The sequence below is a fragment of the Actinomycetota bacterium genome (genome assembly GCA_028698215.1).
GTDB lineage: Bacteria > Actinomycetota > Humimicrobiia > Humimicrobiales > Humimicrobiaceae > Halolacustris.
The window spans coordinates 1-25953 of the sequence record JAQVDY010000015.1 but is presented as its reverse complement, the minus strand read 5'-3'; the positions used below and the strand labels follow the sequence as shown (position 1 = coordinate 25953).

27 protein-coding genes are annotated in these 25953 nt (G+C 46.1%); 14 read left to right on the top strand and 13 right to left on the bottom strand.

The features are described from left to right. Nucleotides 1–10: 10 nt before the first annotated feature. The 10 genes from PHN32_05840 to PHN32_05795 all read right to left on the bottom strand — a co-directional run bounded on the left by PHN32_05840 (nucleotide 11) and on the right by PHN32_05795 (nucleotide 9845). Entirely contained in the window at nucleotides 11–631 is a 621-nt protein-coding gene (locus PHN32_05840) for a V-type ATP synthase subunit D (protein ID MDD3777110.1), read from the bottom strand. Further along, complete coding sequence (locus PHN32_05835) at nucleotides 631–2034, bottom strand: V-type ATP synthase subunit B (GenBank protein ID MDD3777109.1); 1404 nt, start codon at nucleotides 2032–2034, stop codon at nucleotides 631–633. Before PHN32_05835 ends, PHN32_05840 begins: the two co-directional genes overlap by 1 nt. 3 nt (nucleotides 2035–2037) lie before the next feature. Further along, nucleotides 2038–3804, bottom strand: coding sequence for a V-type ATP synthase subunit A (locus tag PHN32_05830; protein ID MDD3777108.1), 1767 nt, complete (start codon nucleotides 3802–3804; stop codon nucleotides 2038–2040). A 10-nt stretch (nucleotides 3805–3814) separates the two neighbouring features. Then, on the bottom strand, nucleotides 3815–4135 hold the full coding sequence (locus tag PHN32_05825; protein ID MDD3777107.1) for a V-type ATP synthase subunit F: 321 nt from the start codon (nucleotides 4133–4135) through the stop codon (nucleotides 3815–3817). Then, a complete protein-coding gene (locus PHN32_05820) occupies nucleotides 4107–5147 on the bottom strand; it encodes a V-type ATPase subunit (GenBank protein ID MDD3777106.1) in 1041 nt (346 codons plus the stop codon). The genes PHN32_05825 and PHN32_05820 overlap by 29 nt, the downstream gene beginning before the upstream one ends. After that, nucleotides 5148–5732 (bottom strand): hypothetical protein, encoded by a 585-nt coding sequence (locus tag PHN32_05815; GenBank protein MDD3777105.1) that lies wholly within the window; start codon nucleotides 5730–5732, stop codon nucleotides 5148–5150. A gap of 9 nt (nucleotides 5733–5741) precedes the next feature. Further along, nucleotides 5742–6206, bottom strand: coding sequence for a V-type ATP synthase subunit K (locus tag PHN32_05810; protein MDD3777104.1), 465 nt, complete (start codon nucleotides 6204–6206; stop codon nucleotides 5742–5744). Nucleotides 6207–6217: 11 nt separating this feature from the next. Then, complete coding sequence (locus PHN32_05805) at nucleotides 6218–8206, bottom strand: V-type ATP synthase subunit I (GenBank protein ID MDD3777103.1); 1989 nt, start codon at nucleotides 8204–8206, stop codon at nucleotides 6218–6220. Continuing rightward, the gene (locus PHN32_05800; GenBank protein MDD3777102.1) at nucleotides 8206–8523 is read right to left on the bottom strand and encodes a V-type ATPase subunit subunit G family protein; all 318 of its coding nucleotides are present in this window, start codon (nucleotides 8521–8523) and stop codon (nucleotides 8206–8208) included. Before PHN32_05800 ends, PHN32_05805 begins: the two co-directional genes overlap by 1 nt. 146 nt (nucleotides 8524–8669) lie before the next feature. Further along, entirely contained in the window at nucleotides 8670–9845 is a 1176-nt protein-coding gene (locus PHN32_05795; protein ID MDD3777101.1) for an MFS transporter, read from the bottom strand. Nucleotides 9846–9965: 120 nt separating this feature from the next. On the opposite strand from PHN32_05795, the gene PHN32_05790 reads away from it, so the two are divergent. From PHN32_05790 to atpC, 10 genes are read left to right on the top strand one after another with little or no spacing between them, the layout of a single operon-like run. Next, the gene (locus PHN32_05790) at nucleotides 9966–10424 is read left to right on the top strand and encodes a cytidine/deoxycytidylate deaminase family protein (GenBank protein ID MDD3777100.1); all 459 of its coding nucleotides are present in this window, start codon (nucleotides 9966–9968) and stop codon (nucleotides 10422–10424) included. A 20-nt stretch (nucleotides 10425–10444) separates the two neighbouring features. Further along, on the top strand, nucleotides 10445–10816 hold the full coding sequence (locus PHN32_05785) for a hypothetical protein (GenBank protein MDD3777099.1): 372 nt from the start codon (nucleotides 10445–10447) through the stop codon (nucleotides 10814–10816). An 8-nt stretch (nucleotides 10817–10824) separates the two neighbouring features. Next, the gene (gene atpB / locus PHN32_05780; GenBank protein ID MDD3777098.1) at nucleotides 10825–11577 is read left to right on the top strand and encodes a F0F1 ATP synthase subunit A; all 753 of its coding nucleotides are present in this window, start codon (nucleotides 10825–10827) and stop codon (nucleotides 11575–11577) included. A gap of 12 nt (nucleotides 11578–11589) precedes the next feature. Beyond that, nucleotides 11590–11820: a F0F1 ATP synthase subunit C gene (gene atpE / locus PHN32_05775; GenBank protein ID MDD3777097.1), complete on the top strand. Its 231-nt coding sequence runs from the start codon at nucleotides 11590–11592 to the stop codon at nucleotides 11818–11820. A gap of 25 nt (nucleotides 11821–11845) precedes the next feature. After that, the gene (atpF, locus tag PHN32_05770) at nucleotides 11846–12358 is read left to right on the top strand and encodes a F0F1 ATP synthase subunit B (protein ID MDD3777096.1); all 513 of its coding nucleotides are present in this window, start codon (nucleotides 11846–11848) and stop codon (nucleotides 12356–12358) included. Further along, complete coding sequence (locus PHN32_05765; GenBank protein MDD3777095.1) at nucleotides 12351–12593, top strand: F0F1 ATP synthase subunit delta; 243 nt, start codon at nucleotides 12351–12353, stop codon at nucleotides 12591–12593. Before atpF ends, PHN32_05765 begins: the two co-directional genes overlap by 8 nt. Then, nucleotides 12583–14106, top strand: a complete 1524-nt coding sequence (gene atpA, locus PHN32_05760; protein MDD3777094.1) for a F0F1 ATP synthase subunit alpha — start codon at nucleotides 12583–12585, stop codon at nucleotides 14104–14106. The genes PHN32_05765 and atpA overlap by 11 nt, the downstream gene beginning before the upstream one ends. Nucleotide 14107: 1 nt before the next feature. After that, nucleotides 14108–15028 (top strand): ATP synthase F1 subunit gamma, encoded by a 921-nt coding sequence (gene atpG / locus PHN32_05755; protein ID MDD3777093.1) that lies wholly within the window; start codon nucleotides 14108–14110, stop codon nucleotides 15026–15028. An 11-nt stretch (nucleotides 15029–15039) separates the two neighbouring features. Further along, nucleotides 15040–16473, top strand: a complete 1434-nt coding sequence (gene atpD, locus PHN32_05750; GenBank protein MDD3777092.1) for a F0F1 ATP synthase subunit beta — start codon at nucleotides 15040–15042, stop codon at nucleotides 16471–16473. Next, nucleotides 16463–16849, top strand: coding sequence for an ATP synthase F1 subunit epsilon (atpC, locus tag PHN32_05745; protein MDD3777091.1), 387 nt, complete (start codon nucleotides 16463–16465; stop codon nucleotides 16847–16849). The genes atpD and atpC overlap by 11 nt, the downstream gene beginning before the upstream one ends. On the opposite strand, the gene PHN32_05740 is transcribed toward atpC, so the two are convergent. Continuing rightward, complete coding sequence (locus tag PHN32_05740; GenBank protein ID MDD3777090.1) at nucleotides 16850–17278, bottom strand: hypothetical protein; 429 nt, start codon at nucleotides 17276–17278, stop codon at nucleotides 16850–16852. 37 nt (nucleotides 17279–17315) lie between these two features. After that, a complete protein-coding gene (gene mgtE, locus PHN32_05735; GenBank protein ID MDD3777089.1) occupies nucleotides 17316–18671 on the bottom strand; it encodes a magnesium transporter in 1356 nt (451 codons plus the stop codon). A gap of 155 nt (nucleotides 18672–18826) precedes the next feature. Between mgtE and murA the strand changes: the two genes are divergently transcribed. Genes murA through PHN32_05715 form a run of 4 tightly spaced genes read left to right on the top strand, consistent with a single transcriptional unit; the run spans nucleotide 18827 to nucleotide 24558 of the window. Further along, nucleotides 18827–20095, top strand: coding sequence for a UDP-N-acetylglucosamine 1-carboxyvinyltransferase (murA, locus tag PHN32_05730; GenBank protein MDD3777088.1), 1269 nt, complete (start codon nucleotides 18827–18829; stop codon nucleotides 20093–20095). 5 nt (nucleotides 20096–20100) lie between these two features. After that, nucleotides 20101–22113: an LCP family protein gene (locus tag PHN32_05725; GenBank protein ID MDD3777087.1), complete on the top strand. Its 2013-nt coding sequence runs from the start codon at nucleotides 20101–20103 to the stop codon at nucleotides 22111–22113. 4 nt (nucleotides 22114–22117) lie between these two features. Beyond that, complete coding sequence (locus PHN32_05720) at nucleotides 22118–23986, top strand: nucleoside-diphosphate sugar epimerase/dehydratase (GenBank protein ID MDD3777086.1); 1869 nt, start codon at nucleotides 22118–22120, stop codon at nucleotides 23984–23986. Continuing rightward, nucleotides 23986–24558: a sugar transferase gene (locus PHN32_05715; protein ID MDD3777085.1), complete on the top strand. Its 573-nt coding sequence runs from the start codon at nucleotides 23986–23988 to the stop codon at nucleotides 24556–24558. Before PHN32_05720 ends, PHN32_05715 begins: the two co-directional genes overlap by 1 nt. Here PHN32_05715 and PHN32_05710 read toward each other — a convergent pair. After that, nucleotides 24551–25953: diguanylate cyclase (locus PHN32_05710; GenBank protein ID MDD3777084.1), on the bottom strand; the 1403-nt coding region annotated here is incomplete at its 5' end. The two genes, PHN32_05715 and PHN32_05710, sit on opposite strands and share 8 nt — an antisense overlap.

The following is a 25953-nucleotide window of genomic DNA, read 5'->3' as shown; positions in this document are numbered from 1 at the left end:
GTATTCAGTCTTAATGGCTTCTAACAATATCTTTTAGTTTCATCAGCCTTACTGTGTTGGATAGCTCATTTTCAGCCAGTTTCATGGTTATGTATTTAATGCTTTCTGCCAGTTCAGGGATCATCTTGTATTCCAGGGCGTTTACTCTTCTTCTGGTTTCTTCTATCTCATCTGCCATAAGCTGTACTGTTTTTTCTTTTTCAGCCAGGTTTAACAGCTGATCTAGGAATTTGTCAAAATTAATCAAGGCCTGGTCCATGGACCCTGAGGTATTGAGGTATCCATAGGGAATAATCTGGCCTTCTACCTCTCTTTGGTAAATGGGAACCTTTACGCTCATCAAGTTCTTTTTTTCTACTGACAGAGATATTTTTTTAGTGGGTGAATGCAGTGCTTCTTCAGCCTGCCCCGGTCCCATTTTGGCTTTAGCCAGGGTAAAACTGGCCAGGATTGACTGAAATTCTCTTTCAATGGTAAGCCTGGATTCCTTAACTTCATCTATGATCTCTAAAAGCTGGCGCATAAGCTCATCCTGCTTGTCTTTTAGCAGTTTATGGCCTCTACGGGCCAGGTTTAGCCTATTCTTGAGCCTCAGCAGTTCCATCCGGGTGGCACTTACATTAGCCAGCATCAGCTTACCTCTTCTTTTTGCTTTTCTTTTTTAAATCGCGGCAGGTATTTATCCAGGTATTCATCCCTGATTCTCTTCAGCCTGTCCCGGGGGAATATGGACAGCAGCTGCCAGCCTAAATCCAAAGTCTGCTCTATGGTCCTGTTATCGTATTCTCCCTGAGAGATATATTTTTTCTCAAATTCATCAGCAAATTTATAGTAGATCTTATCAATATCAGTAAGGGCTGCCTCTCCCAGTATTACTGCCAGTTCCTGTACTTCTTTGCCCCGGGCATAAGCTGCATACAGCTGGTTGAACATGTCAGCATGATCTTCCCTGGTCTTGCCTTCGCCGATACCCTTATCTTTTAACCTGGAAAGGGAGGGGAGGGCATCTACGGGAGGTGATACTTTTTTCTTGTTAAGTGAACGGGAAAGAATTATCTGGCCTTCAGTAATATAGCCGGTCAGGTCAGGTATGGGATGGGTTTTATCATCTTCAGGCATGGTAAGGATAGGGATCATGGTTATAGAGCCTTCCTTGCCCTTTATTTTTCCAGCCCTTTCATAAATGGTGGAAAGGTCAGTGTAGAGGTATCCAGGATAACCACGCCTTCCCGGTATCTCCTTACGGGAAGCAGATACTTCCCTTAAGGCTTCACAATAGTTGGTCATGTCGGTAAGGATTACCAGTACGTGCATATTTTTCTCAAAGGCCAAATATTCTGCGCAGGTTAGCCCTACCTTGGGAGTAGCCAGTCTTTCAATAGCGGGGTCATCAGCCAGGTTCAATATCAGCACTGAACGGGAAAGGGCGCCTGTCTTTTTAAAGTCCTGGATGAAGAATTCTGATTCCTCAAAGGTTATTCCCATGGCTACAAATACTACAGCAAAAGCCTCCTGTTTGCCCAAAACTGTAGCCTGCCTGGCTATCTGGGCTGCCATCTTGTTATGGGGCAGTCCTGAGCCTGAGAAGATAGGCAGTTTTTGTCCCCTTACCAAGGTGTTAAGCCCATCTATGGCAGAAATACCGGTCTGAATAAACTCGTCCGGGTAATCACGGGCATAAGGGTTTATGGGGGAACCGTTTATGTCCAGTTTTTTCTCCGGTATTATTCGGTCGCTGTCAGTTTTAGGTTTGCCCAGCCCGGTAAATATCTTGCCCAATATATCTGGGGAAAGATACATCTCAATTCCCCTGCCTAAAAATCTGGTCTTGGTGTTCTTGGCATCAATGCCGGTGGTTCCCTCAAATACCTGAACCAGTGCTTTGTCATATTCTACTTCCAATACCTGCCCGTTCCTAACGCTGCCGTCAGCCAGCCTGATTTCTGCCAGCTCCCCGTATTTAACGCCTTCTACTCCTTCTACCAGCATCAGCGGGCCGGAAATATTTGAAATCCCTTTATAATCTTTTTGCATGTTTTACTCCCCTATCAAAGATGAGAATTCAGTGTCAATTTCATTATTTATCTGATCGATATTCTGGATATCTTCTTCTTTTAGATACCTCATTCTGGCAATTTTGTCCAAAACTTCCATGCCTTCTACAGCATCTATTTCCGCGCCTCTCCCAATATAATCACGGGCCTGGTTATGGAAGTAATCTATGGCTTTCAGCATCTTGTACTGTTTCTCTATGGAAGCGGAGGAATCAATATCGTGGAAAGCATTCTGGTGGAGGAAATCTTCCCTGAATATCCTGGCTACCAGCAAGGTCAGCCGGTCCCCTGCGGAAAGGGCGTCCACTCCTACCAGCCTAACTACCTCTTCCAGCTCTGACTCTTCTTCCAGTATTCTCATGGCTTCCGCCTGCAAGTTCAAGAAGTCTTCCCCTACCTCCTGGTCAATATGGTCTTTTAAATTATCCAGGTACAAGGAATAGGAGTTAAGCCAGGATATGGCGGGAAAATGCCGGGCATAGGCCAGTCCTGCCTCCAAAGACCAGAACACCTTTACCACCCTTAAAGTAGCCTGCACTACCGGGTCTGATAAATCTCCCCCCGGAGGTGATACTGCCCCTATAACCGATAGGGCTCCCACCCTGTCTCTATCATTAGACAGGCATCTTACCCGTCCTGCCCTTTCATAAAAGGACGCAATCTTGGAACCCAGGTAAGCAGGATAGCCCTCTTCACCGGGCATCTCTTCCAGCCTTCCTGATATTTCCCTCATGGCTTCCGCCCATCGGGAAGTGGAATCAGCCATCAGGGCTACCGAGTAGCCCATATCACGGAAGTATTCGGCGATGGTGATACCGGTATAAACTGAGGCCTCCCTGGCTGCTACCGGCATATTGGAGGTATTGGCTATAAGTACGGTTCGTTTCATCAAAGGCTGGCCGCTGGCCGGATCTTTTAGTTCGGGGAATTCCAGCAATACGTCAGTCATCTCGTTGCCCCGCTCACCGCAGCCTATATATACAATTACTTCAGCATGCGCCCATTTAGCCAGCTGGTGCTGTATAACTGTCTTGCCTGATCCAAATGGCCCCGGCACGCAGGCGGTTCCTCCCTTGGCTATAGGGAAGAAGGTATCAATTACCCTCTGGCCGGTGTACAAGGGTTCTTCAGGAGCCAGCTTCTGGCAGAAAGGCCTGGATTGCCTTACCGGCCAACGCTGCATCATGGTAAGCTCTGCTTTGCCTTCCTTGGTATCTAGCACCGCTACCGTTTCCTCAATGGTAAAGCTTCCTGCTTTTATTTCTTTTACCTGGCCCTCTACGCCTGCCGGTACCATAATATAGTGCTTGATTAGGGGAGTCTCCTGGACATACCCTAAAAACTGGCCGTAGCTGGCCTTATCTCCCTCTTTGGCCAGGGGGATAAAATCCCATTTCTTTTTGCGGTCCAATGCTTTTACCTGCAGGCCCCTGGTAATAAAGTCTCCTGCCTGCTTGTAAATGACATCCAGGGGCCGCTGGATTCCGTCATAGATAGCTTCCATTATACCAGGGCCCAGCTCTACGGTCAGGGGTTCCCCGGTAAGATATACCGGTTCTCCCACCCCTACGCCTCCGGTTTCTTCATATACCTGTATAGAAGCCTGGTCTCCTTTAAGCTCAATGATTTCTCCCATCAGCCTGTGTTCTGAAACATACACCACGTCATACATTTTGGAGCCGGACATATTTTCCGCTATTACCAGCGGACCGGCCACTTTTACTATCCTGCCAATATTATTATTATCCATACACCTACTCCTATTTTTCAGGCATTACATCTATTCCCACAGCCTTGATGATGGCCTGCCTTAATCTTTGTATTGCATAATTATTTCTCTTGCCCAATCCGGGTATCACCACGATAGAGGGCAGAAACTTATCCGAGTACTCCCTGATAATGTCATCCAGCTGGGCAGCCATGGTCTCGGTTATAAAGATGACCCCGTACCCTTCCTGGGCAGCCTGCTTTATTTTAGGGGCTGCCTGGCTGTAGCTGGATACCGGAAATACATCCGCTCCTATGGCCTTGAATATGAGCATTATGTCATTTTCACCAATTGCTGCGATTTTGGTCTTCATCTAGAATCAATACCTCATGTCTTATCTGGTCTTTATCCATATCAAAAAGTACACCGGAATAAATTAAATTCAATGTCTTTATTTCAATTTTTTTTCTTAGGAAAAAATCAAAAATCTTTTCCAGGTTGGATACCGTATATTTTACCGGGTCAAAAAATATCCGGTAAAATATGTCTTCATTCTTTTCAGTTATGGAATAATCCTTATGTTCTAACAGCAGCTGGCTTCCTTTAGTGACCAAAGGCGCATAAAAAGTTTTTTCCAGCTGCTTAAATAAACCCTCAATGCCTTCCTTTTTTACCTGCAGGTAAAACTTTTTATCCAGCAGTCCTTCATCTATAAGGATACGGTCTATTTCTGATTTATCACCGGTAAGCCAGTGGCGGTAAATATTTTTAATATTGTACATATCAATACTGTGCTCCAGGTAGCGGGTAAGCATCCGGTTATTCATCTGCTTTACCCTTGAGGCTAATTCTTCCAAAAAAAATTTTTCCAAATCAAGCTCAGCTTCCCGTTGACCTTCCTGCTGCAGCTGCCTGATTTTATCTACCATGTATTGTTCCAGGGATCCCGTTTCTGTGCCCTTTCCAGTTTTAGCTGCTGCCAGCAGCTGCTGGTAGGAAGCGCCTATGGTTATAAACAGGTCTTCCAGGCTGGTCCCTGCAGACAGGGCCTTCAGGATGACTTTGTAGTTGTGTATCTGCTCCTTTATTAGTAAAAGATCTATGGTTTCGGTATGCTGGGGTTTTAAACGTGAAGACAGGTATGAAGCCATTTGCTCAAATTCCTGGGTTGCCACCCGGTCAAAACCAGTACCTTCTTCCAGCTGTTCAGCATATTTGGAATAATAGGTCTCCCGTAAAATCTTGGATAGCTCCACCACGTTGGGGCTAAAAACAAGCCTTTTTAACTTGTTATCATCAATAAATTCCTTTTCCCTGGAAACAAGTTCAGCGGTAGCAAACAAGTAATAACTGTCATCTTTTAATTCGAAGTCTATTGCCTGCAATTAGCTCTCCTTGCTAAATAGAAAGTCCGCTATTTCCATTTTTAAATCCTCTGCTGCTGAATCAATAGTACTTTGGGGGGATATAAGGTATTCGGCATTCCCGCTTACCAGCTTAAGCCCATACTCAAAATCCGGTTCCTGCACAGCCGCCTTCATATTGGCTGAAGAAGCCAAATCCTTTATATCCTTTTCACTTATATTCTTTTCCTTACTGCCTATAATATAGGAAGCCTGGCTTAAATTAAGGTTATCTAAACTTTTTTTAATAAACCCCAGATAGGTTTTTTTATCAGACTCGGTCAGTTTATGTTTGGCCTCTGAAATTATGCCGTCTACCAGCTCCAGCTTTTGAAGAAGCAGCTTCTGTTCCAATCCCGTTCTAGCCTTTAGTAATTCCAGATCATAGGTCTGCTTGTATTTATATTCAGCACCCTGTTCTGCTATCTCCAGGTGGCGCTTTTTCTTTTTTTCAGCCTCAGCTAGAATCTGGTTAGCTTTATTTTGAGCTTCTGCTAATATTTCCTGCTTCTTTTGTTCAGCGTCTCCAAGTATCTTTTTGGATACATTGTTTATATCAGACATCATATTCCCCTATTAAAACTGGATAGAGTTTATCAAGAAGAAAGTAACCAGCAAACCTAACACAGCGTAGGTCTCTACCATAGCAGCAAAGATTACGCCCTTCATACCCTGGTCTGCTCTTTTGGCTACGAGGTTTACGCCAGCGGCGCATACCTTGCCCTGATGTATTCCGGACAGCAGGCCGGTAAAAGCAATAGGAAGAGCAGCAAAAAACAACTGCCATCCCTGGGATGCGTTAACTACGTCTGCTATATTGCCGATAATTAGAAATGCTGCTACGAAACCATAAAATCCCTGGGTTCCGGGGAGAACCACCAGCAAAAACAGGCTTCCGAACTTAGAAGGATCTTCAGATATTACCGCTGCAGCTGCCCTGCCGGGATAACTTATTCCCAATACAGAGCCTATTCCTGCCATTATGGCGGCAATTCCTGCTCCCGCGATTGCCAGAATGGTACCCAATGATAATTCCATCATTTTGCCTCTCCTTATTCATCAACTATTGATATGTAATTATTTTTATTTTTCAAAATTTCCATAGGCCTTCCGCCGCCCTTATAAAACTTCTGGAAGAACTCCACATATTGAAGCCTTAAAGTGTGCACAAATCCTCCTAGCACATTTATGGCCAGGTTGGCAAAGTGGCCAAAAACTAAAATAATGATGGTAACCACTATGCCTATTACTGGTATATTACCCATCTGGAAGGCAATCTTGTTTATGGCTACCCCGATACCGGCAGTAACCAGTCCCAGGGCCATTAGCCTGATATAGGACAGGGAATCTCCCAGGTAAGAGGTAAGGCCGTTTACTATAGTTAAATTCAAGAATCCCATAAACAGCCTGAAACCCCAGCTTTTTTCATCCCTGGCTGAGAACAATATAATTACCAGGGCGGAGGGAAGAATCAGCCAAACCAAATAGCCGCTTATACTGGAAGGGAATAAAGGTTCATCCACCAGCTGCATGCCTACCGCCATCTGGGTAGAAAGCAGTATGATTACGAGGGAAACTACAATCAGCACCCAGGGAAGGGCATCAAAAAAAGCTCCCCCCCAGTCCTTTTGTCTCAGGCAGTCAAAGAATTTTATCAGCAGTCCAAATATGATCTGTATAATTCCTACCAGTAGGGCTAGACGGAAAAAGTTCATGGCGCCGCTGTTGCTGTTAACCGGATCTCCCAGCAAGGCCCAGTTAAGTGTCGTTTGTCCAAAGCCCAGATAGGAAGGAAGGTCGCCAAACCAGCCGTTAAACAGGGCTCCGGCTATTATTGTAAATATTCCCCCAAAAAACATAAGCATTAAGAATTTACGGGCTTCCTTCATTTTGAAGGCAAATATCAAGGAAAGCACGGCCAGCACAATACCGTATCCGGCATCTGTTAAGCACAGCCCGAAAAAAACGGCAAAAAACAAAGATACCAGGGGAGTGGGGTCGATTTCAAAATAACGGGGCACCCCGTACAGGTTAACGATTATTTCAAAAGGCCTAAACAGGGATTTATTCTTTAGGGAAGTGGGCACGGTTTCCCCTTCCCTAGGCTCGATTTCCATTACCCGGGTGGCCCGGAAGGGATACAGCAGGTCATAAACCTGGCTGTGCTTGTCTTCCTCTACCCAGGCGGTATAAAAAGCTACCGAATCAGTAGAAAAACCAAAATTTATGGCATTTTCAATATCCTGGTTATTTTCTAGATAATTTAAGTAAGCAGTAAGGGGAGTATCATATTTCCCCCGGGCTTCCCGGATAGAAGCCATTAATTTCTCCTGCCTCTGCATATGCATATCCCTGGATTTTACCAGCCTTTCCAGGTTTCTGCTTACAGTGCCGCTGTATCTGGAAAGTTCAGCTTCTTCAAAATTAAGATCGGCTAAAAAGGTTTCCGCTTCTTTTTTGTAGGCATGGTGGTAGGCAATAAGGATTGTAGATTCATCCTTGCGGCATCCCAGGTACTGGGCTGATATATGGGCTTGCTCCATATCCTGGTTAAGCTGCTGAAAATCCCTTTCCCGGCACCTGGTCTTTACTAGTCTAACTGTATATTGTTCAAAACTGCCTAAATCTTCCAGGTTTCCAGTATAGGCTGACCATTGCTTTAAAGTTTCTATCTGCTGGGCTAAATTAGTAATCTCAGAAGCTATGATATTAAGTTCTTCCTCGGTGCTATCCACATCTTTTAGTATCTGCTCAAAATTATTATCGGAAAGCATCCTTTCATATTCCTTGCGGTTAAGCACCATTTTGCCTGCTTTTTCACCCGGTTTTTTCTTTTCTTTGTATTTGCCAAACAGGTCTAAAACCTTTTTCACTTCACTGATGTTCTGGTCGCTGGCCCCGGCATAGGTTTCTACCTGCTCCAGTTTTTCGGAGTAGGGTTTAAGTTCCACCAGTGAAGCATCCTGCAGTTTGTTTAGCACTGCTTCCTGTTCAGACTTATGCGAAACAATTAACAGCTTTTTAAGCCTTGCTACGCCCATTAGTTAAAAACCTTTTTGATGATTAAGTCTAATGCTTGTTTTTGATTTTCTGAGGCAATTTTTTGAATCTGGGCTAACTTTCCTTCATAATCTTTTTCCAGCTTAGCTAATTCGCCTTGGGCATCCTGTTTAGCCTTGGTTTCTGCTTCCTGCAGCATGTCTTTAGCCTTGGTTTCTGCTTCTTTCTGCAGCTGTTTGCTGTCCTGGTAAGCTTTTTCCACTATAGCCGATGCCTGCCTTTTAGCTTCGGAAATGATTTGGTCTGATTGTTGTTCAGATTCCTTAATTTGCCCTATGATATTGTCTACTACTACCATTTTTTTGGCTAATGCAATTTTTTTCTAATTTAATAATATGGTACATAATAACAATAAAATATCTTATGTTCAACAAGAAAATCCAAGTTTTAAAAAAGCTAGATTAAGGCGGTAAAAGTTCATTATTCAGGGCATATATATGGTAATTATTTACTGTTTTTAGCTCCTGTCTTTTTGGCTACCAGCGGGTAGAAAAACAGCAGGGCGATGGATAGGATCAAGAAAACCATTTCCCCCCTTATAAGGGCGGCTATGCCTATCCGGTCGGCCAGTTTTCCCAAAGGTATCAAGGTTATGCCGGCCAGCCCGGAAGATAAGCCCAGTATCAGGGAAGAGGCCAGCCCCATATTTTTAGGGAGAAGGTGCTGGGCGATCCTGATGCAGACCGGCTGTATGGGAATTAAAAAAATGCCGGCCAGCACCAGCAGGATAATGCTTATGGAAATAGAGGGTATAAATATAAAGTACAGGCAGGGCAGGGAAAGGGCCAGGCTTATCTGGACTATTAAATGGCCCTTTTTAAACCGGTCATTTAAATAACCGGTTATAAATCCTGCCGCCCCTCCCAGGGCTCCAAATAGAAACAGTATTATGCCTATGGGAATAAGGGATATGCCGGCCTGCGAATAATATACAGGCATGTAATTGGTAAGGCTTATCCAGAATATGTACAGGGAATATACAGCAAAGACCAGGCTTATAATCAGAAACAGTTTCTTGGCTCCCAGCCGGGTATGAGGCTGCCGGGGCAAAGCGGTTAAAGTTATGCGGTCTTTAGGTAAATTCCTAATCAGCAATACTCCCATCACCAGGCCGGGTACCATAGCCAGGGGAGTATAATTTATGCCTATCTTTTCCAGTATCAGTATTACCAGCAAAGAGCCCAGGGCAAAGCCGAAGTTACCCCCGAAATTTATAAGGGAAGTGCTTAAGGTCTTTTTATGCCCTCCATAATGGCCGGCCATAGCGGCAGAGGGAGGATGGAAACTGGCTATGCCCAGGTTTCCTATAAACAAAAAAAGGATTATGGCTAAATAATGGGGTAGTATGCCCAGTATGCTTAAAAACACAGAGGTGACAAACATCCCCCCTATCATGAACTTTTTTAAGCCATAGCGGTCAGAGAGAAGCCCAAAGGCGGGAGAAAAAAGGCTGTTGGCAATAATGCTGGTAGCCCCCAGCAGGCTGACCTGAAACAGGGACAGCCCAAATTTGCTGACCAGCAGCGGTATGAGGCCGATGTAGAAGCTCTGGTAAAGGTCCAGCACAAAATGGCTGCTGGCGGCAAGAGTTAAAATTTTCTGGTTTTGCTTTGGGTCCATGGCCATACTATAAGATATCACAGGGGGCTGGTCTTTAGCCAGAAAATTAAGGCTATGGTTATTTTAAAAAAATAGCATATTATTATAAAATGAGTTAAATAATTAATAGAAGGAAACCATATGGCAGACCAAAGGCCCAGCTGGGACCAATATTTTATGGCTATCACCAAACAGGTAGCTACCCGGTCTACCTGCCTTAGAAGAAAAGTAGGAGCTATTGTAGTCAAGGATAAGCGTATATTGACTACCGGTTACAATGGAGCACCCAAGGGAAATAAAAACTGCCTGGAGATTGGCACCTGCCTGAGAGAAGAGCTGGGGGTACCCAGCGGGCAGAGGCATGAAATCTGCCGGGGCCTTCATGCAGAGCAGAATGCCCTGCTGCAGGCAGCCTACCACGGGGTACAGATTAAGGGGGGAGTAATATACTGCACCACCCAGCCCTGTGTGATGTGCGCCAAGATGATTATTAATACCGGCATAACCTGTGTATACCACCTGGAAGATTATGCCGATCCCCTGTCTTTGGAGATGCTCAAGGAAGCAGGAGTAAAACTTATCAAGCTGGATTTTAGCTGAGCTCTAAAGGAGGACTAAGGTTGAACAACATCCTGGTAAAGAGAACACTAATTGTAAGCGGCTTGGTCCTGGCAGCTGCTTTGCTGGCAGTAGGGCTGGCTGCAGGGCTGGAGATCTTTTGGTCCGTGTTGTTAAGTTCAGTGCTGGTGTTTGGGCTGTTTGTTATCAATATTTTTCTTTATTCCTATCTTTACGGTGATGCAGGCAAGCTAAAATTTATGTTTCTGGCCTTTTGGGGCAAACTTATAATCCTGGCCGGCGTGTTCTTTGGTTTTACCAGGCTGGGCTTTATAAATATTTTTGCCCTGTTTATTTCCTTTATAGTGCTGTTTACCCTGTTTCTGTTTCTGGAGCTGTTTCTGTTATACAAGAATGCCATGTTTAAACCCTAGAGGGAAGTATGGAACAAAGAAGCTTGGAGGTTCTGGAGCATTTTTACCAGAAAGTGGTTATTCCGCTGAAGCTGGGCAGCCTGGATATATCCATTACCAATTTAACCTTGTCCATGTTTGCTGCAGCCGCCCTATTTATAGGGCTGCTTTTATGGCTGGGAGCCAGGCCCAAAAGGGTTCCGGGCAGAAGGCAGGCAGCTATGGAGATGCTGATCGGCCTGGTCAAAAAGAACATGGTATACAATTTTATGGGCAAGCAGGACGGGGACCGGTGGTGGCCTTTTATATTCAGCATTTTCCTATTTGTGCTGGCCAATAACATGATTGGCATCATTCCAGGGGCTTATGTGCCTACTTCCAACCCCCTGGTGCCTTTAACCCTGGCGGTGGGGGTGTTTTTAACCGTGCAGGTGTCCAACCTGGCTAAAAATGGGATCAGGGGCTATATCCGGACCTTTGCCCCTTCCTATGTTCCTGGATGGATGTATGTAATTGTATTTCCTATTGAAGTTATCAGCGCCCTGGCCAAACCCTTTTCCCTGTTCATCCGTCTTACTGCCAATATATTGGCGGGGCATACCATTATTTATGTACTGCTGGGCCTGGTAATCTACTTTAAGAATTACCTGGTAGCTGTGGCTGCGGTACCCTTTGCGGCAGCCATGAGCATGCTGGAGATTTTTATGGGGGCTATACAGGCCTATATTTTTGCCATATTGTCATCGATGTATATCGGTGAAGCGGTGAGTAAAAAACATTAAGGAGGACCTTTTATGGATGCACAGACAGCTTCGGTGCTGGCAGCAGGTTTTGTAATGGGCATAGGCTCCATAGGGCCGGCTTTGGCTATAGGTAATTTGGTGGGAAGGGCCCTGGAAGGTATTGCCCGCCAGCCTGAAGCCAGCGGCCAGATACAGACGGCCATGTTTATAGGGGTGGCTTTTGCCGAGGCTATAGCTTTGTATGCTTTGGTTATAGCCTTTATGCTTATATTCGTGATATAGCATTTAGTTAAGGGGTGGAACAAAAGTGGATCAGTTATTAAATATATTAAATCCCATGTCCAGCACCATATTCTGGTCTATCATCGTTTTCGGGATACTGGCCCTGGTGGTGTGGAGGTTTGTGCTCAAACCGGTTAACCGTGCCATGGAAGCCAGGCAAAAGGAAATAGAGGGCTCGCTGCAGGAAGCAGACCGCCAGAAACAGCAGGCCCAGGCCATGCTGGAAGAACAAAAGAGGATGCTGGATAAGGCCCGGGAACAATCCCTGCAGATAATAGAGAAGGGGGAGCAGGAAGCCCTGCAGATAAAAGAGGAGCTGCAGCAGCAGGCCCAAAAAAAAGCGGCAGCACTGCTGGAGGATGCCCAAGAGCAAATAGGGCAGCAGAAAGAGGCAGCCTGGTCTGAAGTCAGGCAGAAAGCGGTGGATATGGCCATACAGGCAGCGTCCAGGGTTTTAGAAAGGGAAGTGTCCCGGGAAGATCATGTGAGGCTGATAGAAGACAGCTTAAAAGAACTGGATGAAGAACACCATGAATGAACAAGCTATTGATGCTAATATCACTGTAGCTGCCGGCTTGGACGGGGACCTGGAAAAGAAGGTAGCAGAAGCAGCCCGCAGGAAAGGAGCATCAGGGGACATAAAAATAGTCATAGACCCTTCTATTTTGGGAGGGATGATTTTGAACATAGGGCATACCAGATATGATTTTAGCCTCAGGACCAGGCTGGAACGCCTGGCTGATAAGTTAAAAGGAGAAGACAGTGGCTCCTGATATGGAAGCGGGAAAAATATCAGAAGAAATATTTTCCAAGCTGTCTGATTACCGGCCCCGGCCCCAGATTACCGAGGTAGGCCAGGTCCTTTCTTCGGGAGACGGAATTGTCAGGATTTCCGGCCTGCCCCATGCGGTGGCAGGAGAGATGCTTGAAATTGGAAAAGGCACCTATGCCCTGGCTTTAAACCTGGAGGAGGACCATATTGGAGCCATAGTGCTGGGGGATGCTACCTGCGTGCTGGAAGGGGATATGGCAACCCGAACCGGCAGGATCCTGCAGGTCCCGGTAGGGGAAGGACTGGCGGGCAGGATCGTAGACCCTTTGGGCCGGCCCCTGGACGGGCAGGGCCCCATAGAAGCTAAAGAGTACAGGCCCCTGGAATTTGAGGCCCCCGAAGTAGTGGACCGGCAGCCGGTAAAGGAGCCTTTGCCTACCGGCATTAAGGCTATTGATGCCCTGGTGCCCCTGGGAAGGGGGCAGAGGGAACTGGTAGTGTCGGACCGCAGGATCGGAAAGACTGCTATTTTAGTGGATACCATACTTAACCAGAGGCATAAGGGAATATATTGCATATTGGTAATCATTGGCCAGAAGACCTCCACTGTAGCCAAAATTGCTGAAAAGCTTCATCAGTATGACTCCATGGACTACACCACCATAGTGTTGGCAGGAGCCCAGGAAACGGCAGCCATACAGTACCTGGCTCCCTATGCCGGTTGTGCTATGGGTGAATATTTCATGTATAACGGCCAGCATGCGGTCATAATGTATGATGATCTTTCCAAGCATGCGGTAGCTTACCGGGAAATATCGCTGTTGCTAAGGAGGCCTCCGGGCCGGGAAGCGTATCCAGGGGATATATTTTATTTGCATTCCCGCCTGCTGGAGCGGTCGGCCAAGCTCTCTGATAAATTGGGGGCAGGATCCCTTACTGCTATTCCGGTGGTGGAAGTTAAGGGGGGAGACATATCAGGCTATATCCCTACCAATCTGATTTCCATTACCGACGGCCAGTTTTACCTGGATACGGATATGTTTAATGCCGGGATCAGGCCTGCGGTAAATCCCAGCATATCGGTATCCCGGGTGGGCAGTGATGCCCAGACCCCGGCCATGAGAAAGGTGGCTGCCCAGCTCCGGCTTGATTTGGCCCAATACCGGGATATAGAGACTTTTGCCAAGTTTGGTACCGAGCTTCACGCCGAAACCAAAAAGCAGGTAGAAAGGGGTAAAAGGATAGAGGAAGTACTGAAGCAGAAACAGTACCAGCCCCTGGAAACCGAAGACCAGGTGTTAATACTTTTTGCCTTAACCAGGGGCTACCTGGATGAGGTAGGCCTGCAAGATATAGAAAGGTTTGAAAAAGACTATATTGCCTATGTGCACCATTCCTACCCCCAGGTAATAGAGCAGCTGCACCAGACCGGGGATATGGATAAAAAGACCGAGGGCCTGATAAGGGAGTCTTTGGATAAGTTTGTGTCAACCTTTGCCCGACCCCAGGACTAATATGCTTAAAGAAAAAGAAATAAAACAACGTATGGAAAGCGTAGAGGCTACCCAGAAGATTACCAGTGCCATGGGGATGATTGCTTCTTTCCGCATAAAGAAGGCTTTAAGCAGGCTGGAAGAGTCAAAGCCTTTTTTTGATAAGATAGAGGAATTTGTCTATAACCTGGGCTTCTGCAAGCAGCTGCTGGATGACCGGCTGGTAAAGCCCAGGGAAAATGAAAAGACGGTGATGGTGATGGGGATTACTTCTGACAGGGGGCTTTGCGGCAGCTATAACAGTGATGTCATTAAATTGATGGAAGAAATAATAGGCAAGGCCCAAAACCAGGGCAAACAGGTGGTCCTGGATGTAATCGGCACCAAGGGTAAGAACTATTTTTCCTACCAGGGGCAGCCCTTGTCCCGTGTTTATGAGAACCTTTCTGCCTGGCCGAAATTTATGGATGCCCGGGAGATATCCCGGGAAATAATTTCCAGGTATGTAGTAGGGGAAGTGGACCGGGTGCTTATCTGCTATACCAAATTTATAAGTGTGGCCCACCATAAGCCGGTAACGGTACAGATTCTGCCTATACCCCTGTCAGAAAAGATGGATGAGGGTGACCAGGCAGCTTATGGCATAGATGAGGTTATGATTGACAACAGGGTTTGCAGGATTACTCCTGATTTTATTTATGAGCCGGACCTGGTGACCTTAATACGGTCTTTGGTGCCGGAATATATTTTTACTTATGTGTACCGGCTGCTTTTAGAATCCACGGCCAGCGAGGTGGGGGCCAGGATGGTGGCCATGGACCAGGCCAAGGAAAATTCAGATGAACTATTAGAGAAGCTGGACCGTCAATACCACCGCAGCAGGCAGCACCAGATTACCACTGAAATAATGGAAGTAATTTCAGGCGCTGAAAAGTACGGTTAGAAAGAGAGCTTATGGAAAGATTAACCAAGGGAAAAATAGTAAGCATCAGGGGACCGGTACTGGATATTGAATTCCCAGGGTCCCTGCCCCATATTTATACTGCTTTAAAAATCTATGATGAAGACAGCAGCGGGCGCAGGTTGGAAGTAGTGGCCGAAGTACAGCAGTCCATCGGCCAGGGCAGGGTAAGGGCTATTGCCATGTCCAGTACTGACGGGCTCAGCCGGGGCATGGAAGTAATAAATACCGGTAGTCCCATCCAGGTTCCGGTGGGAAAAGAGGTACTGGGAAGGATTATAGATGTGCTGGGCCAGCCCAAGGATATGGATGGCGGTATCATTGTAACCGGGAAGAAGCTGCCCATCCATCAGCCGCCGCCTTCCATCACTGAAATTGACACCAAAACCGAGCTGCTGGAAACAGGAGTCAAGGTTATAGATTTCCTTTGCCCCTTTGTTAAGGGAGGAAAAATAGGCATGTTTGGCGGGGCGGGGGTGGGCAAAACCGTAATTATCATGGAGCTTATCCACAATATTGCCACCCAGCACGGAGGCTTGTCGGTATTTGCCGGAGTGGGGGAAAGGACCAGGGAGGGCAATGACCTATGGCTTCAGATGAAGCAGTCAGGGGTACTGGATAAAACTGCCTTGGTATTCGGGCAGATGAATGAGCCTCCGGGAGCCCGGCTGAGGGTAGCTTTGTCTGCCTTGACTGTAGCTGAATATTTCAGGGAGCAGGAAAAAAAGGATGTTCTGCTGTTTATAGATAATATTTTCAGGTTTGTGCAGGCCGGCCAGGAAGTGTCCACCCTTTTAGGCAGGATGCCTTCGGCGGTGGGCTACCAGCCCACTTTGGCTACCGAGATGGGGGAGCTGCAGGAAAGGATTACCTCTACTGATGCCGGCTCTATTACCTCGGTGCAGGCTATTTATGTACCGGCAGATGATTTAACCGATCCCGCGCCGGCTACCACCTTTACCCACCTGGATTCTACGGTGGTGCTGTCCCGTGAAGTATCAGAACGGGGGCTTTATCCTGCAGTAGATCCCCTGGTTTCCTCTTCACGGATCCTGGATCCGGAAGTGGTAGGGCTGGAGCACTATAAAGTGGCCCGCCAGGTACAGGAATGCCTGCAGAAAAACAAGGAACTGCAGGATCTTATTGCCATTTTGGGCATTGATGAACTATCAGAAGAAGATAAGCTGATAGTGAACCGGGCCCGCAAGATTGAGCGTTTCCTTTCCCAGCCTTTCTTTGTAGCCGAACAGTTTACGGGCAAGCAGGGAAAATATGTAAAGGTAGAAGACACGGTAAAGGGATTTACGGCCATATTGGAGGGAAAATATGATAACCTGCCGGCAGCTGCCTTTTACATGATCGGAAGTATTGAAGAAGCAGAGGAGAGGGCAGTGCAGCTAAAACAGGAGGAAGAAAATGGCCGCTAAGCTTATCCATGCCTCCATTGTTACCCCCGAGGAGACTGTATTTGAAGACGAGGTGGAATTGGTAAGTGTGCCTTCAGTAAAGGGCAGCCTGGGCATACTTCCGGAGCATGCCCCTATAGTGTGCCAGCTGGATACAGGCATTGTAAAGTTTAAGCAGGGGCCAAAAGAAGTCTTTATTGCGGTACAGAAAGGCTATATGGAGTTTTTTAACAATAATGCCAATATACTTACCGGAAAAGCTATTCCTACCACCTACCAGGACCGGCATAAAGCGGTACAGGAAGTAGGCAAAAAACATGATATAGTGCAGGAAATAACGGAAGAAACCAAGAAGGTGGTACAAGCCATCATTGCTTTAAGGAAGCTTAAAAAATAGCTAGATTTCTGCCAGCAGCTGGTTTAGCTTAAGCAAAAACTGGTATGCCTCCTGTTTTTCCTGGGACAGGGTGGTGATATAGTGGGAGCGGTCCAGCTGATGGTCAAACCTGAATATTATGCTGGCATCAGGGGACACCCTTATTTTTATGCTTATTATATTATCTACATTAAGAAGGTCTTTTTCTGCCTGTCTTTCTATCTGGTAGGAGATTTGATTGTGCAGGGGATAGCATTTGATGAAGGCATCATTTTTTAAAAACTCCACATATATAATTTTTTTGGTGGTAAGCAGGTGAACCTTGGTCTGAACTGAGCCGTCCATGGTGTAGGATTGCTCATATACTGCCTTAATCTTTTCAGCAGGTGTTATAAATTTTTCTACCAGCTGGTTTATGTGGGTTTGATTTTTTTCCAGTTTGATCTGCATGGTTTCCCCTTTTTTATTTTATTATAGCAAAAGCCGGCTAAAGGCTGAATATCAGGGCGGCTATGGAGAAATAGATTAGCAGTCCCAGGGCATCCACTACGGTGGTGAGCAGGGGGCTGCTGATTACGGCTGGGTCCAGCCTTAGTTTGGTAAGCAGTATGGGCAGCAGGGCTCCCAGCAGGTTGGCTATCATTATAATAGCTACCACGGCCAGCCCCAGGGTTATGCCCAGCAGCAGGCCTTCCCTTAAAATAACAACCCTCAGCAAAAATACTGTTCCCATGGATATTCCCAGAAGCAGTCCGGTTAGCAGTTCTTTTTTTACCACATAGAACCATTTCCTTACCGTAAGTTCACCGGTGGATAAGGCCCTGATAATCAGGGTGGAAGACTGGGTGGAAGTATTACCTCCGGTACCGATTAATACCGGTATAAAAAAGGCCAGGGCAATTACCGAGTTCAGGGAGGCCTCAAAATGCGATATTATGGTAGAGGATATAAAGCCGGCTACCATAAGTATGGCCAGCCACCCTATCCTTTTTACATACAGGGTGACCGAAGAGGCGGAAGTATATTTGATTCCCACCGGGGATACACCGGCTACCTTCTGGAAGTCTTCAGTGGTTTCTTCTTCCAGGATATCCAGTATATCATCTACGGTAACTATACCCATCAGCACCTGCTGGTGGTCGGTTACGGGCAGGGCGGTAAGATCGGAGTCCCTCATGATCTTTACTGCTTCTTCCTGGTCCTGGTCGGCATGAAGGGAAATATATTTGTAATCCATAACCTCTTCTATCTTCTGGTGGGGATCAGCCAGTATCAGCTTCCTTAAAGGGATGCTGTCAGCCAGGTGCCAGCCGCCGTCCACTACATAGATAATATCAATGGTTTCTGCGTCTTTGCCCATCCTCCTTATATGCTTCAAGGCCTGGTCCACGGTCCAGAAGGATTTTACTGCCACGTAATCGGGAGTCATTAGCCGGCCCACGCTTCTTTCCGGATAGCAGAGAAGGGCCAGGGCTTCCCTTCTTTCCGGGGCAGGAAGGATGTTTAGCAGTTTCTGGGTAACATTTCCGGGAAGATCCCCAAACAGCTCGGTGCGGTCATCGGGGGGAAGGTCTAATACTATCTGCTTGGCCCTCTGGCTTCCCAGGTTGGCCAGCAGCTGTTCCTGGTCGGCTGCTTCCAGCTGGGCAAATACTTTTACCGCCTCCTCCTTGGGGAGCAGCCTGAACAGCACCAGCCCGGTCTCATGGTCAAAATCATCCAGCAGGTGTACAAAATCGGCAGGGGGAATGTCAGCCAAAAGCTCCTTTATTTCCCTCCACTGTTTTGTTTCTATAAGTTGGTTTAATTTTTCTACCAGGTTATAATATTCCAGGGTTAGCATTACTTAATTTCCTTGAAATTATTTTAGTTAAATATATACCAAATGAGTCATACAGGCAAACTGCCGGGCCCCTTGGCGGATTTAAGGTACCTTTTATTTTTTTTAGGCCTCTAATTTGCTATAATATCCAATACTTTAAATATGACAGGATATATATGGGAAAATTTGTAATAAATGGCGGAAAAAAACTTAGCGGTATAGTAGAAGTAGGCGGCGCTAAAAACTCCGCCTTAAAACTTATGGCAGCGGCACTGCTGGCTACCGGTAAAACTACCTTAAAAAAAGTCCCCCAGATAGAAGATGTTAATACTATGGCTTTGGTGCTGCGCACCCTGGGGGCCCAGGTGGACTTCGATCAGGCCCGGGGTGTCATGACCATCGGTCCGGACTCTGTAGACAGCGTAGAAGCACCCTATGAGCTGGTAAAAAAGATGAGGGCTTCCATACTGGTAGCAGGGCCCTTGCTGTCCCGTTTTGGGAAGGTGAAAGTGGCCATACCCGGGGGGTGCAATATAGGGTCCCGGCAAATCGATCTTCATCTAAAGGGATTTGAGTTTATGGGCACTGAAAACTATATGGAGCACGGTTATGTGCATGCTAAGGTCAGCAATGGTTCCGGAAAGCTTAAAGGGGCCTTAATAGATTTGGATTTCCCTTCCCGGGGAGCTACTGAAAATATTATGATGGCGGCCTGTTTGGCAGAAGGGGAAACCGTAATCAATAATGCCGCCCGGGAGCCGGAAATAGTGGACCTGGCCCGGTTTCTAAAATCCATGGGAGCTGATATTGAAGGAGCCGGGTTTGACAGCATTACCATAAGGGGGGTAGACCAGCTTAAAGGTACTGCCTATGAGGTTATGCCGGACAGCATAGAGGCCGGCACCTTTATTACTGCGGCCGCCTTATGCGGCCAGCAGGTGGAAGTGGTGGGAGCATCAGCCCGCAACCTGGAAATATTTTTACTTAAATTAAAAGAAATTGGCATAGATATAGAGGTAGCAGCTGAGAACAGGATAAGGGTAAGCCCGGGCCAGCAATTAAAGCCGGTGCATATAAGCACCCTGCCTTATCCCGGTTTTCCTACTGACCTGCAGCCTATCATTGCGGTACTGCTGGCTACCGTTCCCGGGGTATCGGTTATAACTGAGAATGTATTTGAAAACCGTTTTATGTATGTGGATGAACTGAACCGGATGGGAGCGGATATAAAGATTGACGGCCACCATGCTATTATCAGGGGCTCAGAAAAACTTTCGGGGGCCCCGGTCACAGCCTGCGATTTGAGGGCAGGGGCGGCTATGGTGCTGGCTGGTCTGGCGGCAGAAGGCATAACCGAGGTTATGGATATATACCATATTGAGAGGGGATATGAGAGAATAGATAAAAAATTACAGGGCCTGGGAGCAGATATTAAAAAGGTATAGGTGATATGGAGCAAATAAAAAAAAGATGGTTTTTTAGAATCCCCCGCTACGGGAGAGTGTTAATTATTGTATTTGCCAGCCTGATAGTGCTGGCGGGAGCGGCAACGGGGGTATTTTTCTATTATATAAATTCCTTAAACCAGACCATAAATGAAGGCACTACTTCAGAGGTGGAAAGCATACTTACCCCTATTGAATCCCCCCAGGAACCTATAACTGTGCTTATCTTGGGAAGGGACAGCAGGGATAGCGACCAGGAGGCAGGCAGGGCGGATACCATCATGCTGCTTTACCTGGATCCGGTCAAGGTGGAAGGAACGCTTCTTTCCATCCCCCGGGATACTTTAGTGGAGATACCGGGTTATGGGGAAGACAAGATTAATGCTGCTTATGCTTACGGGCAGGAAGAGCTTATGATAAAGACTGTATCAGATTTTTTGGATACCAATATAAATCATTACATAACCTTGGATTTTAACGGTTTTGTAGAGATACTGGATGCGGTAGATGGAATAGATATAACTGTGGAAAGGCCTCTGGAGGATGAAAAAAGCGGAACCTTTCTTTCTCCCGGAACCCATCATCTTACCGGGGAACAGGCTTTAGCCTATACCCGGGACCGCTCTACCGAGCTGGGGGATATCGGCCGTATACAAAGGCAGCAGCAGATATTTAAGGCTTTGGTGGAGCAGAAACTTAATTTAAAGTATGTAACCGATGTACCCTATTACTTTAACATACTGGCTTCCAACACCAGGACCGATTTGGATGTCATGACTATACTGCGGTATTCCAAGGCCGCCCTTTCTTTTAATGGGGAAAAGTTCCAGACCGCCATCATACCTTCCCACGCTGACTGGATAGAGGACGGTACCATATCAGTGCAGATACCGGATATTGAAGAAGCCCGGGCCATGTGGAAAAGGGTTTTGGCCGGGGAGCCGGCTTCTAAATATAATGCTGCTTACAGTGAAGTAACTGCATTGCCCGATTCCATGTCGGCTAATCTTACCTATAAGTTTAAGGTAAAAGTAAAAAATACGGGGGCAGTGACCTGGGAGAGAAACGGTAAACAGGAAGCATTCTTTTTGGGCTACCACTGGATAGATTTTGAAAACAGGCAGATGGTGGTGTTTGACGGGGAAAGGGCTTTTCTGCCTTTAGAAACAGTGGAGCCCGGCCAGGAAGCGACTTTTGAGCTTAATATACAGGCCCCTTCCGATTCCGGCCGCTATATGCTTCAGGTAGATATGGTGCAGGAAAATGTAACCTGGTTTTCCTACCAGGGCGTACCTCCTTATGAGAAACTGGTAGCAGTGGATGTGGATTATGCTGCCCTGTATGATGACTTTAATACCACTCCTTCCTATATGAAGCCGGGGGAGAAGTATCCGGTTACCATATGGGTAAAAAATACAGGCTCCATGGTTTGGGAAAACAACCCCGACCTGGAGATTAATTTAGGGTATCACTGGATAGACCGGGATACCAGGGAGCCGGTTATGTGGGATAACGGCCGCAGGCTCCATATACAACAGTTGGAACCCGGCCAGGAGCTGGAGCAGGACATAATGGTGTATTCTCCGGAGGAGCCGGGCAGATACGTTCTCCAGTATGACCTGGTGCATGAGCGGGTGTCCTGGTTTTCGGCGGAAGGGGTAACCCCCCTGGAGATCAATGTGGATGTAGGCCAGACGGTGGACAAATCAATTGCTGCTGAAACCAGGATATTTATAGCCAATGGTAATGGCATTTCCGGGGTAGCTTCCAGGATGAGCTCTTATTTGAGAGTGTATGGGTTTAAGATTTCAGAGATGGCCAATGCTGATAGTTTCAATTATGAAAAAACTGTTATATATTATACCCAGGAGAACAAGGAGCAGGCCGACCAGGTGGCTTTGGTTTTGGACAGCTATGAAAAAATACAGATCCAGCAGGATAAGTTTGAATCTGAATATGGCGCCGATTCTGATATTGCCATAGTGGTAGGCCAGGATTATTTGGATAATATTAACTGATTTCATGAATTTTTCTAAGATAAAAAATATAGTGATCCAGGTTTTCCTGGATATATTAATATTCTTTTCCGCCTTTACCCTGTCTTTTTATTTAAGGGGACAGATTACACTGGCCGGTCTGGAGTCTTTGCCACCCCAATATTCTGCTTATGTATGGGAATATACCCTAATTATTATCGGGGTCAAGCTGCTGATATTTGCCATATTTGGCATGTACAGGAAAATATGGAAGTATGCCAGCTTCAGGGAATTTATCACCATAATAGAGTGCCTGGCCTTAAGTGCGGCTATTATGATTTTTGTCTTCTATATTTTTGAAACTCCCTATTTTCCCAAAAGTATCCTTATTATTGATTTTCTGCTTACCCTGATTATGGTTGCCACTTCCCGCTATTCAGCCCGGCTTTTTAATGAGCTTAAGTTTGGAAGTATATATACCCGGAAAAAGAGGGCCCTTATCATCGGGGCCGGGGATGCGGGAGAAATGATTGCCAGGGAAATGATAAGGCAGAAAAATACCCAGTATCAGCCGGTAGGTTTCCTGGATGATGACAAGGCCAAGCTGGGACAGCAGATACATGGCATTAAGGTAGTGGGAAAAACCCAGGAAATTAAGAAATTTATAAAGAAGCTTTCAGTAGACGAGGTAATTATCGCCATGCCTTCTGCTTCAGGTGAGATACGTAAAGAGATAGCTTTCAAAGCCCGGGAAGAAGGGGCAGTGTGCAAAACTTTACCCAGCCTGTATGAGATAATTGACGGCAAGGCCCACCTGTACCAGGTAAGGGATATACAGATTGAAGATATCCTGGGCAGAAAGCCGGTCAAGATTGATTATTCAGCCATCTTTTCCGAGTTTGAAGGTAAATCCATCCTGATTACCGGGGCAGGGGGGTCCATCGGCTCCGAAATCTGCAGGCAGGTCATCAGGTTCAAGCCGGCCAGGCTGATTATGGTGGACCATTCAGAGAACAACATGTTTTTAATAGAGCAGGAACTGACCAATGAGCATAATTTCTTCAGTGCCATACCCATTGTTACTGATATACGGCACAAGGACAGCATCCGGGGGGTGTTTAAAAAATACAAGCCTGATTATGTTTTTCATGCTGCAGCTTACAAGCATGTTCCCTTGATGCAGCTTAATCCTGAGGCAGCTTTGCAAAACAATTTTGTAGGCACTAAATCCTTATCCAAGATATGTTCGGAATTCGGAGTTAAAAAATTTGTGATGCTGTCTACTGATAAGGCGGTTAACCCTAACAGTGTAATGGGCCTGTCTAAAACCCTGGCTGAAAAATATTTGGTGTCTAAGTCCAAGGCAGGCGATACCGCCTATATCATAGTTAGGTTCGGAAATGTCCTGGGCAGCCAGGGCAGCGTGGTTCCCATATTTAAAAACCAGATAGAAAAAGGCGGTCCGGTGATGGTCACCCATCCCAATATGAACCGTTTCTTTATGACCATATCAGAGGCCTCCCAGCTGGTAATACAGGCCTGTGTCATGGGCCAGGGAGGAGAAATCTATGTCCTGGATATGGGCGAGCCTATAAATATACTGGACCTGGCCAAGAATATGATAAGGCTATACGGCCTTATACCGGATAGGGATATAAAGATTTCCTATTCGGGCATAAGGAGCGGGGAAAAGCTGGATGAGGAGCTTACCTGCCATGACGAAGAGCTGGTTACTACTGATTTTCCTTCTATTTTTATGGCCCAGAATAATGGGCTGGCCAACAAAGATGAGATGATTAATATCCTGTTTAATATTGAAAAGGAAATCACCCTGTATGATTATGATAACCTGTTTAAGGATTTAAAGAAGGTTATACCTGAATTTGACCAAAACAAGATGTGGTACAAGCAGTAATGGTTTACAAATTTTTTAAGCGTTTTCTAGATATCATCGGTTCCGTTTTACTTCTTATAATTTTTATACCCCTGTGGGTAATAATTCCAATAGCCATTGCTACGGATTCCAAGGGTAAAATTATTTTTACCCAGAAAAGGGTGGGACTGGGAAGCGCCTATTTTACTATTTTTAAGTTCCGCACCATGAAGGAAGGCACACCTGATATACCTACCGACCAGATGAAGGAGCAGGAAAAATACAATACCAGGCTGGGAACTTTTTTGCGCCGGGTAAGCCTGGATGAAATTCCCCAGCTGGTTAATATAGTAAAGGGAGATATGAGTTTTGTGGGTCCCCGTCCCGCCCTTTACAACCAGGACCTATTAATTAAGCTCAGGAAAGAAAAAGGGGTGGACCGGGTAAGGCCGGGGGTTACCGGACTGGCCCAGATCTCTGGCAGGGACAGCTTGAGTATACCGGACAAGGTAGAATACGATGCTGCTTATGTAAGGGATATGGGTTTATGGCTGGACACCAAGATAGTGCTGGTTACGGTAAAAGCGGTGCTTACCGGAAAAGGGGCTAATTAGCATTCAGGTCCCTGGATTTAGCCATCCTCTTGTGGGCATACATTCTGCGGTCAGATCTTCTTATAACCTCCAAAAGGTTTTTTTCATCTTCCTGGGTTGTAGCCAACCCTATGGCCATGCTTAAAGGCATTTGAATAGAATTTTGATTATATTCTTTCAGTGTCTGCTCCAGATTACCCAGCCGGGCTATGGCTGTCTCCTTGGAAGTATCGGGCAGGATGGCATTAAATTCATCTCCCCCCACCCGGGCCAGTATGTCTGTTTTTCTTACCATCCCGGCCAATATTTCAGCTGCTTTTTTAATCAATTGGTCTCCCCGGGGATGGCCCTGCCGGTCATTTATAACCTTAAGGTTGTTAATATCTACAGAAAGTACGGTTACCGGCATAAACCGGCTTATATCTTTATTAATCCTTTTCATTTCCTGCTCAAAATAGTTACGGTTATACAGTCCGGTTAGCTGGTCGTGAAAAGAAAGGTATTTTAGCTGGTCTTCAATCTTCTTCCGTTCAGTGATATCCCTTACTATACCCTGGCAGTATTTGGGCTGATCCTGGTCATGGATTACTGAAAAACTTATTTCTACGTCAATGATGCGCCCATTTTTTTTCTTTAGCTGGGTAACAAACACCTGGTTGTTTTGCTCCGGCTCCGGACAATCGGCGGGGTGCAGGTACAAGCGGGAGGCCCTATCTAAGGATAGTATGTCTTTCTTTTGCCCATAACCCAGCATATTTACCAAGGACTGGTTTAAGTCTATGAACTTTCCTTCAGTAGTGGTAATGTATATGCCGTCCAGGGATTGCTCAAACAGGGTTCTGAATTTTTCTTCACTTTGCAGGATTTCCTGCTGGGCCTTTCGATAAAAGGTAATATCCCTGGCAATGATGATGCTGCCTAACCTGTACTCATTTTTCTGGTCATAGATATAGGATTTTTCAAACAGGAAAAAATATTTCTTTCCCTTTTGAAGCAAGGATATTTCCTGGCGCGAAGGGTCCTTTCGGCCTACAAATTTCTTTATATCGGGATAGGCGGCTAAAATATCGCATACCGGGGTGCCAATAGCTGGTTTATCCAAGTGCAGCATATCCCTAAAAGTATTATTTATGTCAGCGACACGGTTCTGTTTATCCAATATCAGGATTCCTTCATTTAGCCCGTCTATTAAGGTCTCCCAGGCTATGGGGGTTATGTCCAGCAGCTTGTAATAGAACAGGGCAAAAAACATCAGTATGCCGGTAATGCTAAACATGACCGGGGTTATTTCTATTCCCTGTAATGCCTGGGGGAAAAAATTGTAGGCAATATTGGCTAAAAGGGGAATAACCGAAAAGAATATGAGCATTCTGGCCTGGGTCCGGAAAGTGTGCCGGGCCCTAAAGGCGCCGATTA

What these genes read in the sequence shown, in the direction of transcription:
- PHN32_05800 (MDD3777102.1), bottom strand. Translation starts at nt 8,523, where the DNA reads ATGGTAGTAGTAGACAATATCATAGGGCAAATTAAGGAATCTGAACAA.
- PHN32_05795 (MDD3777101.1), bottom strand. Translation starts at nt 9,845, where the DNA reads ATGGACCCAAAGCAAAACCAGAAAATTTTAACTCTTGCCGCCAGCAGC.
- PHN32_05840 (MDD3777110.1), bottom strand. Translation starts at nt 631, where the DNA reads ATGCTGGCTAATGTAAGTGCCACCCGGATGGAACTGCTGAGGCTCAAG.
- PHN32_05720 (MDD3777086.1), top strand. Translation starts at nt 22,118, where the DNA reads ATGAATTTTTCTAAGATAAAAAATATAGTGATCCAGGTTTTCCTGGAT.
- atpD (MDD3777092.1), top strand. Translation starts at nt 15,040, where the DNA reads ATGGAAAGATTAACCAAGGGAAAAATAGTAAGCATCAGGGGACCGGTA.
- mgtE (MDD3777089.1), bottom strand. Translation starts at nt 18,671, where the DNA reads ATGCTAACCCTGGAATATTATAACCTGGTAGAAAAATTAAACCAACTT.
- atpE (MDD3777097.1), top strand. Translation starts at nt 11,590, where the DNA reads ATGGATGCACAGACAGCTTCGGTGCTGGCAGCAGGTTTTGTAATGGGC.
- atpG (MDD3777093.1), top strand. Translation starts at nt 14,108, where the DNA reads ATGCTTAAAGAAAAAGAAATAAAACAACGTATGGAAAGCGTAGAGGCT.
- PHN32_05815 (MDD3777105.1), bottom strand. Translation starts at nt 5,732, where the DNA reads ATGATGTCTGATATAAACAATGTATCCAAAAAGATACTTGGAGACGCT.
- PHN32_05790 (MDD3777100.1), top strand. Translation starts at nt 9,966, where the DNA reads ATGGCAGACCAAAGGCCCAGCTGGGACCAATATTTTATGGCTATCACC.
- PHN32_05805 (MDD3777103.1), bottom strand. Translation starts at nt 8,206, where the DNA reads ATGGGCGTAGCAAGGCTTAAAAAGCTGTTAATTGTTTCGCATAAGTCT.
- PHN32_05825 (MDD3777107.1), bottom strand. Translation starts at nt 4,135, where the DNA reads ATGAAGACCAAAATCGCAGCAATTGGTGAAAATGACATAATGCTCATA.
- PHN32_05810 (MDD3777104.1), bottom strand. Translation starts at nt 6,206, where the DNA reads ATGATGGAATTATCATTGGGTACCATTCTGGCAATCGCGGGAGCAGGA.
- PHN32_05715 (MDD3777085.1), top strand. Translation starts at nt 23,986, where the DNA reads ATGGTTTACAAATTTTTTAAGCGTTTTCTAGATATCATCGGTTCCGTT.
- atpB (MDD3777098.1), top strand. Translation starts at nt 10,825, where the DNA reads ATGGAACAAAGAAGCTTGGAGGTTCTGGAGCATTTTTACCAGAAAGTG.
- atpC (MDD3777091.1), top strand. Translation starts at nt 16,463, where the DNA reads ATGGCCGCTAAGCTTATCCATGCCTCCATTGTTACCCCCGAGGAGACT.
- PHN32_05830 (MDD3777108.1), bottom strand. Translation starts at nt 3,804, where the DNA reads ATGGATAATAATAATATTGGCAGGATAGTAAAAGTGGCCGGTCCGCTG.
- PHN32_05725 (MDD3777087.1), top strand. Translation starts at nt 20,101, where the DNA reads ATGGAGCAAATAAAAAAAAGATGGTTTTTTAGAATCCCCCGCTACGGG.
- PHN32_05765 (MDD3777095.1), top strand. Translation starts at nt 12,351, where the DNA reads ATGAATGAACAAGCTATTGATGCTAATATCACTGTAGCTGCCGGCTTG.
- PHN32_05835 (MDD3777109.1), bottom strand. Translation starts at nt 2,034, where the DNA reads ATGCAAAAAGATTATAAAGGGATTTCAAATATTTCCGGCCCGCTGATG.
- PHN32_05740 (MDD3777090.1), bottom strand. Translation starts at nt 17,278, where the DNA reads ATGCAGATCAAACTGGAAAAAAATCAAACCCACATAAACCAGCTGGTA.
- murA (MDD3777088.1), top strand. Translation starts at nt 18,827, where the DNA reads ATGGGAAAATTTGTAATAAATGGCGGAAAAAAACTTAGCGGTATAGTA.